Source organism: Bacillus amyloliquefaciens DSM 7 = ATCC 23350, assembly GCF_000196735.1.
In the GTDB taxonomy this organism is placed as follows: domain Bacteria; phylum Bacillota; class Bacilli; order Bacillales; family Bacillaceae; genus Bacillus; species Bacillus amyloliquefaciens.
The window spans coordinates 1,234,005-1,246,066 of sequence record NC_014551.1 but is presented as its reverse complement, the minus strand read 5'-3'; the positions used below and the strand labels follow the sequence as shown (position 1 = coordinate 1,246,066).

Sequence of the window (12,062 nt, the reverse complement as noted above, 5' to 3'; positions counted from 1 at the left end):
CATATCACTCCTTATTTGCGTAACTTAGGATCCAGCGCGTCTCTTAACCCGTCGCCGACAACGTTAAAGCCGAACATCGCCAGGCAGATAAAACCGGCAGGGAAGAACAGACGCCAAGGGTAATAGGTTAATGCAGGCAATCCGTCTGAGGCCATCGTTCCCCAGCTCGCAAGCGGCGCAGGTACGCCGAGCCCCAAATAACTTAAAAACGCTTCTGTAAAAATCGCCGTCGGAACCGTCAGTGTCATCGTTACGAGGATAGATCCCATCGCGTTCGGGACGATATGCTTAAACAAAAGCCGGCCGGTTTTAGCGCCGAGTGTCTGTGAAGCAAGCACATACTCCTGATTCTTTAATTGCAGCACCTGTCCGCGGACGATTCTCGCCATGTTGATCCAGCCCGTGATCGTCATCGCGACGATAATGGTCAGCAATCCTTTCGGCAGGACGACCATAAGCAAAATAACCATTAATAATGAAGGAACAGCCCACAGAATGTCAGCGATGCGCATCATCACTTCATCTGTGCGTCCGCCGCGGAATCCGGAAATGCTGCCCCAGATTACGCCGATTAATAAATCAAGCACGGCAGCGGCTACACCGATAAAGATGGAAATCCGCGCGCCTACCCATGTCCGGACGAATATGTCCCTTCCAAGGTCATCTGTGCCGAACCAATGATCTTTCGACGGTGCTTTATCGGCATTTAATAGATTGGTAGTCGCATAATCATATCTTGAAAAGACAGGTGCAAAAATCGCCATAAGAATAATAAGAACGATCAGTATAAACCCGACCATCGCAAGCTTATTGCTGCGGAAGCGGAGCATGGCGTCTTTCCAGAGGGAAAGGCTTTTTTTACTTATTTTTTCGGCATCGCCGGCATTAGCTGAAGCTGGTTCAAACATATTTTTAGGAATGTTCTGCATGGTCTAGGCTCCTTTCTTTGCTTTAGAAAGCTTGATTCTCGGATCGATTAATCCGTACAGCACGTCTACAATTAACACGCAAAAAAGAAGGATTACGCTGAAGAACACGGTAACTCCCATAATGACGGTATAATCACGGTTTGTAATACTGTTTACAAAATGCGCCCCTAAACCGGGAATTCCGAAAATAGATTCAATGATGAAACTTCCAGTTAAAATGGATGCCGCCATCGGCCCCATATATGTCACGACGGGCAAAAGCGCGTTTCGAAGCGCATGGCGCACGGTGACTGACGGACGGGAAAGTCCTTTTGCTTTTGCAGTCCGTATGTAATCGCTGTTTAACACTTCAATCATGCTTGAACGGGAGAGTCTGGCAATGAACGCCATCGGCATGGAAGCGAGCGCAATGGAGGGCAGAAAGGTGTATGCCCAGGATTCCCACCCCGCGACCGGGAACAGTTCTAATTTAATTGAGAAAATATATTGCAAAATCGTCGCCAATATAAAGCTCGGAACTGAGATCCCAAAGATCGTTAAGATCGCAATGGTATAATCCTGCCATTTATTATGGTACAGGGCAGCCAGCACCCCGAAAAGCACACCAAACGCTAAAGCGAGGAGAATAGCTTCTGCACCGAGAGTGAATGAGACGGGGAAGCCTGAGTTGATTAAATCATTAACACTTTGGCCTTTATATTTAAAAGAAGGTCCGAAGTCCCACAGCGCCACAGATTTTAAGTAGCTGACATATTGAACGAAAAGAGGCTTGTCCAGACCATAGTGTTCGTTTAAGTTTGCCTCAATTTCAGGCGGCAGCTTTCTTTCGCCGGAAAATGGTCCGCCCGGCGCTGCCTGCATTAAGAAGAAAGTGGCGGTCACAATCACAAACAGCGTGATGATCATGTAAATGAATCGTTTACCGATATATTTCAGCAAGGTGAACACCTCCATGTTTTTTACAATTTTATACTTTATCAGTAAGAAAGGTATATGGGGACATCCTCCCCATATACCTTGGGTCTTTTGTTTTCAGAACTGCCTTTTATTCAAAAGAAGCGTTTCTGAAGTAAACTTCACCTGTTCCGGTTATGATCACATTTTTGAGGTTTTTATCCTGCACCCAAGTATCTGTATAGAAATAAACTGGCGCGACCGGCATTGCGTCAATAAAGATTTTTTCTGCTTTTTTCAGCTCTGCGATACGTTTATCCGGATCCGTTTCAAGCTGAGACTGATTCAGCAGCTTTTTAAACTCAGGGTCTTCCCATCCGGTATCATTGTTTCCGCCTTCTTTATCGCGGAACAATTCAAGGAAGTTGATCGCGTCATTGAAATCGCCGAGCCAGCCCATACGTCCGATTTGGTAATCCTGGCTGTGCAGCTTGTCGATGTACACATTCCATTCTGAGTTATCAAGCTCCACTTTGACACCCAAGTTCTTTTTCCACATTTCCTGTACGGCCTGCGCGATTTTCGCATGCGCATCGTCCGTATTGAAGGAAAGTTTGATTGCCGGAAGGTCAGAGGCACTCTTGACGCCTAATTCCTTCAGTCCTTTATTTAAGAATTCTTTTGCTGTTTTGACGTCATTGTCTTTGAAATAACCTTTTGTGTTATCCTTGAATCCCTTCATTGACGGCGGTACTGCAGCCATGGCCGGGATTTGTTCGCCCTGCGTCACATTTTTCACGATTGACGAGCGGTCGATTGCATAAGCAAGGGCTTTACGGATGTTCACATTGTTAAGCGGCTTCGCTTCTGTGTTGAATTTGTACCAATACACGCCTGCGATCGGTTCAACGTGAAGAGATCCGTCTTTTTTCAATGTCGGCAGAGATTCAGTCGGAAGCTGACCGAGCGGCATTCCTGCCCAGTTAAGTTCGCCCGCCTGGAATTTTTTCAGTTCGGTGTTGTTATTGTTAATCATCACCATGTTGATTTTCTTCAATTTCACAGAATCTTTATCCCAATATTGATCGTTCTTTTCGAGCGTGATGGAACCGCTGTGTTTCCAAGCTGTCATTTTGAACGGCCCGTTTGACACATAATTGTCGCCCGCGTTTGTGTTCCAGTTTTTATGTTTTTCCGCAATTTTCTTGTTGATCGGCATATACGTATAGAATGAAGTTAATTGCAGGAAGTAAGGTGTCGGGTTATTCAGTTCAACTTTTAATGTTTTGTCGTTTACGGCTTTTACGCCTACGTCATCAAGCTTTCCTTTACCTGTATTGGCAGCTTCAGCGCCTTTGATGTAGTAGAGCTGATAAGCGTATTGTGATTCGTTGTTCGGGTCAAGCGCCCATTTCCATGCATATTCAAAATCCTGCGCAGTCACGGGATCGCCGTTAGACCATTTCGCACCGTCACGAATCGTAAATGTATAGGTCTTTCCGTCTTTGCTTGTTTCAATTTTAGATGCAGTTCCTTCTTCAGGCTCACCTTTGGAGTTTACGCGTGTCAACCCTTCAAAGGTCTGGCGGATTACGCCTCCCGAAACAGAATCATTCGCTAAACCCGGATGCAGTGAGAACGGCTCGGTTTTAATATTGATATTAAGTGAAGTCTGTCCTTTGGTGTCTTTTTTACCATCGCCTGATCCGCCGCTGAATCCGCCGCACGCACTTAACACAAGCGAGAAGATAAGCATCAAACCTACAATAGACCAACGCTTTTTCATGCACTAACCCCCTAATCAAATTTTTCAGCCTTTACTACTAAATACTCAGAAATATCAGACAAAATAACTTAATATTTTTCTAAACTTTAATTGTGTTCCGTCTTTTCTGATTATTTTATGTAAAGAAGCTGTAACAATAGAGTGAACAAGTTCATTATAATGAAATGAATAATTTATTGCAATACTATTTTCTCAATTTAAAATATTTAAATTTGGTCAGTTTTTCTGTCAATAAGGTGATACACTTCTATTGTTTAAAGCGTAACCTAACTAAATTTTTTCATTGTAATTTCCAGTTCATATTGCTTTTTACATATAATATTCGTTATACGAAATGTTGATATGCGTTATCATTTAGGCATTTTCAGTTCTTTTCGGGTATTTCCAGGCCGTAAGCAAATTGGAAATACGCTTGTATTCTCCTGATGACATTTGGCTATAATTGATTTATAATAGATCAATCAAATACATTTTATTGTGATTGCTATGATGAAGAGTAGTACACATGTTAACCCGTTTGAAGAGAGCCTGCGGTGCTGGGAGCAGGTAACGGACCATGCGGAATGGACTTCTGAGCAGCTGACCGAACATAAGTAGGCCCAGCCGGAGCAGCCTCCGTTACCAACGTCTCGAGCGATTCCATTTTAATGGAATAATCAGGGTGGCACCACGGTTCATTCGTCCCTTTTTTCTACGGGAAGAATGGGCTTTTTTTATTATGTTTTAAGAAATGAGGTAAGTTCTATGAAGAAAACGATTTTTTCAGGCATTCAGCCGAGCGGTTCCGTTACCCTCGGCAACTACATCGGCGCGATGAAGCAATTTGTCGATTTGCAGCATGACTACAACGGATACTTCTGTATCGTCGATCAGCATGCGATCACGGTTCCGCAGGATCGGCTTGAGCTGCGGAAGAACATCCGCAATCTCGCGGCTCTATACGTGGCCGTCGGGCTTGATCCCGAGAAAGCGACCCTCTTTATCCAGTCAGAGGTTCCCGCTCATGCCCAAGCGGGGTGGATGCTCCAATGCGTCGCATATATCGGCGAGCTTGAGCGGATGACGCAATTTAAAGATAAGTCAAAGGGCAAAGAAGCCGTCGTATCAGGACTGCTAACATACCCGCCGCTGATGGCCGGTGATATTTTACTGTACGGAACGGATCTTGTTCCCGTCGGAGAAGACCAAAAACAGCATCTTGAACTGACCCGCAACCTGGCGGAACGCTTCAATAAAAAATACAATGACATCTTCACGATTCCTGAGGTGAAAATCCCTGAATCAGGCGCGCGCATCATGTCACTGGCTGATCCGCTCAAAAAAATGAGCAAATCAGATCCGAACCAGAAAGCATACATCACGCTGCTTGATGAGCCAAAGCAGCTCGAAAAGAAAATCAAGAGCGCTGTCACTGATTCCGAAGGCATTGTAAAGTATGATAAAGAAAACAAACCGGGCGTCTCTAATCTTTTGACGATCTATTCTATTTTAGGAAACACATCAATTGAAGAATTAGAGGCCAAATATGAAGGAAAAGGGTACGGTGAATTCAAAAGCGATTTAGCCGAAGTCGTTATCGGCGCACTGACACCGATCCAAGAGCGCTATCGTGAATTAATTGAGAGCGACGAGCTTGACCGCATTCTCGACGAAGGAGCGGCGCGCGCTAACAAAACGGCCGGCAAAATGGTGAAAAAAATGGAAAACGCCATGGGTCTCGGGCGGAAAAGAAGATAAAGAAAAGAGGCGGGATAACCCCCGCCTCTTTTTTTTAGTTCACTTTTGATTCCTGTTCCATTTCCCAAAGCTTTTCGAAAAACGGCTGTCCTTTAATCAAATTCTCACAGAACGCGAGATGCTTGTCTGACCAGCCTTCAATTGTTTCATTGTAAAGCATGTCCCAAATCTCCTCAAAGCTCATCCGTTTGATCTGCTCGTACATATGCGGATTCCATTCCGTATACCAATACACAATCTCCGCGCGGTTTTTCAGCCCTTTCAGCTGATCAAGCGCCATAAACATCAGCTGCTTGATCTGCCGTTCTTTTCTCGTCAGGCCTCTGACATGCTCCGGCGCCAGTGATAAAATGTGATATTCCTTTGAAGACTCCAATTGCGCCGGCTCAAATTGAAACGATTCCGGCTCTACATCCTTGACCATTTCATAAACAAGCTGCTCCTGTCTCGGAATCAGGCGGCTCTTTCTGACCGGGATGGTATATCCGATCGTATCCACGGCAATGATGCCGATCCCGTCTGTCACGACAAAACAGTACTCAAGCTTCGTCCGCTCATGATTTTTTCGCACGTATGACTTTTGATGCACTTGATCAAGCAGCTCTTTCGGAAGCTCTGATAAGTCGTTTTCTATGTAATGAAATAATACTGACGGCACTCTGAGCAGCGGCGTCTGATCCAAAAGCTCAACCGTGTCTTCCTTCCGCCATTCGTGAAAATGGCAGACATTGTAGCCATTCTCTTCCCCTTCAAACCAATTGACCCACACATCATGAAGAAATAACATATTCGACCCCTCACTTTATAAAAACTGTTGTCCACAGTATAGGCAAGGGAAAGATAAATTATTCCATTTCGATATGAGATTTCCGCAATACAGGACTGGATTTCTGCCTGTAACGCAACAAAAAAATCTCCCGTTTCGTCCGGGAGATCATTTCACATTTTTCGGATCAAGCGCATCACGCAGCCCGTCTCCGACAAAGTTGAAGCACAATACGGTAAGAAGGATCAGCAATCCCGGGAATAACGGGTACCACCAAGCTTGAATCATAAGCGTAAAGTTTTGCGCATCCTGAAGCATATTGCCCCAGCTTGCGATCGGAGGCTGTATCCCGAAACCGAGGTAACTTAATGTAGACTCTGCCAAAATAACCGTTCCCACTTTTAATGTGGCTGAGACAATTATCGGTCCCAGCGCATTCGGCAATATATGAGAAAAAATGATATGATGATTTTTTGTACCGATCGTCTTTGCAGCCAGTACAAACTCTCTGGAACGAAGCGATAAAAACTCCCCCCGGACAAGGCGCGCTGTTGTTGTCCAGCCTGTAAGGGAGAAAATTAAAATTAATTTATCCATTCCGGGCTGAAAAATCGTAACAAGTGTAATAAGCAAAAATATATCAGGTATAGATAGTACGATATCAACAGTTCTCATGAGAATGGCATCGACAATCCCCTTAAAATATCCGGCAACAGCTCCGACAACTGTCCCGATAGTAATCGCACCGATCACAGAAGCGAATCCGACAAGCAAGGAAACCCGCGCCCCGTACAGAACCCTCGTAAAGATATCTCTTCCGAATTTATCAGTTCCCATTAGATGTTTTAAACTCGGCGGTTTCAAACGGTTGATAAGAGATTGACTCTCTGGAGAGTAAGGAGCGATTACCGAAGCGAATAAGGCAGACAAGATGATGATGGTTAATATAACGGCTCCGATGACAGCAAGTTTATTTTGAAAGAACTTTTCGAAAAAAATCTTAGTCATTGTTTCCGGTTTGGATTGAATATTTTCCTTTAATTTTATTTCACTGGGGGGTGTGCCGGTATTTGGCTGTAACATTTGATCTCTCACCTCTCTTTGTTAATATTCAATGCGGGGATCAACCAACGCATATAAGATGTCTGCAATTAAATTCCCCACCACAACCAAAACAGCTGAAATGACCGTCATGGCCATGATAACCGGATAATCTCGTGAAAAGGCTGAATCAATAAACAATTTGCCGAGACCCGGCCAAGTAAAAATCTGTTCTACCACTACCGCTCCCCCGATAAATGACGGTATCATCAGACCAAAAATAGTGATAACCGGAAGAAGTCCGTTTCTCAAACCGTGTTTAAAAATCACTTTATTATCCCGAAATCCTTTCGCACGCGCCGTACGTATATAATCCTGCTTTAACACATCAAGCATACTGGATCTTGTATATCTCGTTATTCCAGCCATGTCTGCCGTGGCGAGCACAAAAGCAGGCAGAATTAAGTGATGCAAACGGTCAAATATGTTGAAGTCAGCATTTAAAGTGCCTACTCCGCCAGTGGGAAACCATCCCAGATTTACAGATAAGACCATGATTAAAATCAAACCGAACCAAAAATTCGGAATGGCAAGCCCTAAAAATGAAGTAACAGTTATCCCATAATCCAATTTTGAATAAGGCCGTTTCGCCGACAGAACACCAAATGGAATAGAGATAAGAAGAGCGACAAGGGTTGAAAAAAGCATAAGCACAATCGTATTCGGTAAGCGGGATAAGATAAGTTCAGAAACAGGAGTGCCTTTCTTTACGATAGAAGTCCCGAAATCCCCTTGGAGCATATTCCCCAGCCATTTCACATATTGAACGGGTTCCGGATCGTTCAACCCGTATTTTTCAATGAATTTCGCCCTGTCCGCTTGACTGATTGTAGGGTCCATCATAAGTGACATCGGATCTCCGGGCGCTGCTTTCATGATGGCAAATGATAAAATCGTAATGCCTAAGAGAATCGGCAAGGACATTAATGTTCGCCGTAAAATATATGTAACCATGTTCTTGTCCCCTTTTTAAATAGGATAAGAGAGGAAAGGAACTTCCTTCCCTCTCAAGGGCTTCTGCTATTTTTGGTCCAGCCACCATTTTTCAATATTGTACAAGTCATTTTTAGGGTGGAATACATAGCCTTGTAAATTATTCGGCATCGCTCTGTGATAATTGTAATAGAATAAGAAGCTGTACGGCTGATCTTCCGCAATCAATTTGTAAATCTCTTCATATTTCTTTTGGTATTCTTTTCTGTCGGTAATTGACTTCGCCTCTTCAAGAAGCTTATCGACTTTCGGATTTTTATACCAGATATTATTCAGCCCGTTTTTAGATTGGCTTGAATGGAAGATGGAGAACTGATCCGGGAACGTTGCAAGACTCCATCCGAGAAGAAGTGCGTCATAATCCCAATTAGGGGCACTGGTCTGTTCAATTAACGCACTGAATTCAACAATCCGCGGCTTAGCCTCAATTCCCACTTCTTTTAATTGCTGCTGAACGACAACTGCTAAATCTTCGCGAATTTTATTGCCTTGATTCGTTTTAATTTCAAAAGAGAATTTTTTCCCATCTTTGTCAAGGTAGCCGTCACCGTCATGATCTTCCCATCCGGCTTCTTTTAACAGCTGTTTTGCTTTTTTCGGATTATAATCAAATGTCGGCACTTTAGACTTCGGATAATTCCATGACAGCGGACTCTCAGGAACATTCGCTACCTTGCCGTCTCCATTCAGCACTTGATCCACCATTGCCTGCCTGTCAAGAGCGTAAGTCAATGCCTGGCGCACTTTTTTATCCTTAAAGAGCTCTTTTTTCTCATTCCAGCCGATATAGCTGTAGTTTAAACCAAGGTCAGATTTGACCTTCACATTTCCAAACGTTTTAACCGAATCAAAATCAGTGCCAGGCACAACGAAGAAATCAATATCTCCCGCTTTTAACTGGGCCACGGCAGCGTTAGAATCAGGAATTGTTTTCACTGTCACTGTATCGAGATAAGGTCTGCCTCCAAAGTAATCATCGTTTGCTTTCAGTTTGACATACTCGCCCTTTTTCCACTCAGCAAACTTAAACGGACCGGAGCCGATTGGATTTTTACGGTTAAATTCATTCTCTCCCAGGTCGGCAACCGGAACCTTACCCAAAATATGTTTAGGTAAAATGCCGTAACTGTCGAGAACGACATTATAGAAATAGGCATCTTTTTTCTTCATTTTAAATTGAATTTCATATTTTCCTTTTTTCGTTACGGATTTAAGTGACTCAAAACCTGAGCCCCGCTCACCGTTGTAATCTTTGTTAAGAGGAATACTGTAGGTGAAAACTACATCATCGGCTGTGAGCTCTTTTCCATCATGGAATTTAACGCCTTTTTTAAGTTTTACGTTATACGTTAATCCCCCGTCAGCTTCTGTTACTTTTTCAGCCAGCGACGGCTTGACGTTCAATTTTTCATCGGTTTCTAATAATGTGCTGTAAATCATTCCTTCAATATCGGAACTTGCAACATCAGTGGAGTAAAGAGGATTAAAAAGTGTTGGTTCCCCAGTTGACCCGACAACCAAATCTCCGCCTTTTTGCGGCTTTCCTGCCGGTTTGGATTCGGTGCTTGTGGATTTTGAACCGGAGCATGCTGACAGGAAGATGGCGAGCGTCATAAAAACACTAAGCATCATCAGTGCGGTTTTACGTAATTTCATATCAATTCCCCCTTTGTGATATATATGCGGCAAACAGGTTATGTAATCCGGCATACCCCCTCTCGATGCTTGCCTTTTCAGGCGTATAAATGGCAGGAAACGTAATGGCCGGGAGCGGCTTCCTCAAATGCCGGGACTTGTTCCTTGCAGATCGGTTTGGCCATCGGGCATCGCGTGTGGAACACGCATCCTTTCGGCGGGTTTGCCGGGCTCGGCAGTTCTCCTTTCAGGATAATTCGTTCCCGCTTGACGGCGTCTTTTTTTCTCGTCACAGGCACTGAAGACAAAAGCGCTTGCGTATAAGGATGAAGCGGATTGTCGTACAGCTCGTGTTTATCGGTCAGCTCCATCATTTTCCCCAGATACATGACGCCGACTTTGTCACTGATATGGCGGACAACACTCAAATCATGAGAAATAAACAAATAGGTCAGATTGAATTCTTCCTGCAGCTCCTCCATCAGATTGATGACTTGGGCCTGAATGGAGACATCGAGCGCGGAAACGGGTTCATCCGCGATAATCAGCTCGGGATTCAATGTCAAAGCCCGCGCGATCCCGATCCGCTGACGCTGCCCTCCGGAAAATTCGTGCGGATAGCGGTTTGCAAAGCTCGGATGAAGACCGACTTTCGCCAGCAGCTCCTCCACTTTCTCGTTCCGCTCGCGCATGCTGTACATATGGTGAGTCTGTAACGGTTCTTTAATAATGGAGCGGAGCGTTTTTCTCGGATTAAGCGATGCAAAGGGATCTTGGAAGACCATCTGGATGTTTTTCCGGACGCTTTTTCTCAGCTTTTCTTCAGATAAGCCGGAGATATCCTGACCTTTAAAAAGAATCCGGCCGTCTGTCGGCTTGTATAGACGGATCATCGTTCTTCCCGCCGTTGATTTGCCGCATCCTGATTCACCGACGATGCCGAGCGTCTCCCCTCGCTTCAGTGAAAATGAAACGCCGTCAACAGCCTTTATGTCTCCGACTTTTCTTTGAAAAAAACCGGAGCGGATCGGGAAATATTTTTTTACATCTTTCAGCTCTAAAATCGTTTCTTGGCTCACAGCTGTCATTTTGATTGGGCACCCTCTTCCTCATATAGAAAACATCTTACAGAACGGCCGCTTTCATGTGTCACCAGCTCCGGCTGCCCCGTTTTGCATTTGTCCATCGCTTTTGAACACCTCGGGGCGAATCGGCAGCCTACCGGAAGATTATCCGGTGTCGGGACACTGCCTTTGATCGCTTTTAATGTATCAATCTCTCCGTCTATCACCGGTATGGAGTTTAACAGCCCTTCCGTGTACGGATGGAGAGGGTTTAAAAATAAGTCTTCCACACTCGCGCTCTCTACGACTTGTCCGCAGTACATTACAATCACCCTGTCTGCGGCTTCTGAAACGACGCCTAAATCGTGAGTGATAAGCAGAATGGAAGTATCGAATTTATTGCAGAGGTCTTTCATCAGCTCCAATACTTGGGCTTGTATCGTCACATCAAGCGCCGTCGTCGGTTCATCGGCGATCAAAAGTTTCGGATTGCAGCTGAGCGCAATGGCGATCATCACCCTCTGTCTCATCCCTCCGGACAGACGGTGCGGATATTCTTTCATCACTTGTTCCGCTCTGGAGAATCCGACGAGCTCAAGAAGCTCAACGGCCTTTTTGGCCGCTTCTTTTTTACTCATTTTTTTATGGTATTCAAGCACTTCGGTAATTTGTTCCCCGATGGTCAGCACCGGGTTCAGGGAAGTCATGGGTTCCTGAAAGATCATAGAGACGTCATTTCCGCGGATTTTGCAATATTCGTTTTCGGTGAAGGAGGCCAGGTCCCTGCCTTCAAGCTTAATCGAGCCGTCCATAATTTTTCCGCCCGATCCTTGGACAAGTCCCATAATAGAAAGCGAGGTGATGCTTTTGCCCGAGCCGGATTCTCCTACAAGTGCGACGGTTTCGCCTTTGTTAATGTGAAAATCAACCCCGTCGACTGCGAGAATCGGCTGTTTCTTTCTGAAAAAATAGGTCTTTAAATTATTCACTTCTAATAGTGTGCTCATGATACGCCCCTTTCTCATTCCGCTGCAGCAGAGGGAAACATACGTTTCGCTATCACAAAATATAGAATAGTCGAAAAATTTTATAGTTGTATATTATTACATCATTATTACAAAAGCAAGAATTTTTTTGATAAATGTAATATCCTTAAA

Annotated in this window: 10 protein-coding genes and 1 other annotated feature; of the genes, 1 reads left to right on the top strand and 9 read right to left on the bottom strand. The window is 44.4% G+C overall.

From position 1 onward, the window contains the following. Positions 1-11: 11 nt before the first annotated feature. From oppC to BAMF_RS26720, 3 genes are all read right to left on the bottom strand, one after another. A complete protein-coding gene (gene oppC, locus BAMF_RS26730; protein ID WP_013351826.1) occupies positions 12-929 on the bottom strand; it encodes an oligopeptide ABC transporter permease OppC in 918 nt (305 codons plus the stop codon). Between the two features lie 3 nt (positions 930-932). Then, the gene (locus tag BAMF_RS26725; RefSeq protein WP_013351825.1) at positions 933-1,868 is read right to left on the bottom strand and encodes an ABC transporter permease; all 936 of its coding nucleotides are present in this window, start codon (positions 1,866-1,868) and stop codon (positions 933-935) included. A gap of 106 nt (positions 1,869-1,974) precedes the next feature. Continuing rightward, complete coding sequence (locus BAMF_RS26720) at positions 1,975-3,609, bottom strand: peptide ABC transporter substrate-binding protein (RefSeq protein ID WP_013351824.1); 1,635 nt, start codon at positions 3,607-3,609, stop codon at positions 1,975-1,977. A gap of 477 nt (positions 3,610-4,086) precedes the next feature. Further along, positions 4,087-4,298, top strand: a binding site (T-box leader). A gap of 55 nt (positions 4,299-4,353) precedes the next feature. Here BAMF_RS26720 and trpS point away from each other — a divergent pair. Continuing rightward, on the top strand, positions 4,354-5,346 hold the full coding sequence (gene trpS / locus BAMF_RS26715; protein ID WP_012117281.1) for a tryptophan--tRNA ligase: 993 nt from the start codon (positions 4,354-4,356) through the stop codon (positions 5,344-5,346). 34 nt (positions 5,347-5,380) lie between these two features. Here trpS and BAMF_RS26710 read toward each other — a convergent pair whose 3' ends face one another. The 6 genes from BAMF_RS26710 to BAMF_RS26685 all read right to left on the bottom strand — a co-directional run bounded on the left by BAMF_RS26710 (position 5,381) and on the right by BAMF_RS26685 (position 11,912). Next, the gene (locus BAMF_RS26710; protein ID WP_007409116.1) at positions 5,381-6,133 is read right to left on the bottom strand and encodes a YjbA family protein; all 753 of its coding nucleotides are present in this window, start codon (positions 6,131-6,133) and stop codon (positions 5,381-5,383) included. A gap of 147 nt (positions 6,134-6,280) precedes the next feature. Then, positions 6,281-7,195 carry an oligopeptide ABC transporter permease gene (gene opp4C, locus BAMF_RS26705; protein WP_013351823.1) on the bottom strand — a complete coding sequence of 305 codons (915 nt, stop codon included), beginning with the start codon at positions 7,193-7,195 and terminating at the stop codon, positions 6,281-6,283. A 21-nt stretch (positions 7,196-7,216) separates the two neighbouring features. After that, positions 7,217-8,167, bottom strand: a complete 951-nt coding sequence (locus BAMF_RS26700; protein WP_013351822.1) for an ABC transporter permease — start codon at positions 8,165-8,167, stop codon at positions 7,217-7,219. Between the two features lie 66 nt (positions 8,168-8,233). Next, positions 8,234-9,862 (bottom strand): peptide-binding protein, encoded by a 1,629-nt coding sequence (locus BAMF_RS26695; protein WP_014470614.1) that lies wholly within the window; start codon positions 9,860-9,862, stop codon positions 8,234-8,236. A gap of 77 nt (positions 9,863-9,939) precedes the next feature. Further along, entirely contained in the window at positions 9,940-10,929 is a 990-nt protein-coding gene (locus tag BAMF_RS26690) for an ABC transporter ATP-binding protein (protein WP_013351820.1), read from the bottom strand. Next, the gene (locus BAMF_RS26685; RefSeq protein WP_013351819.1) at positions 10,926-11,912 is read right to left on the bottom strand and encodes an ABC transporter ATP-binding protein; all 987 of its coding nucleotides are present in this window, start codon (positions 11,910-11,912) and stop codon (positions 10,926-10,928) included. The genes BAMF_RS26690 and BAMF_RS26685 overlap by 4 nt, the downstream gene beginning before the upstream one ends. Between the last annotated feature and the right edge of the window lie 150 nt (positions 11,913-12,062).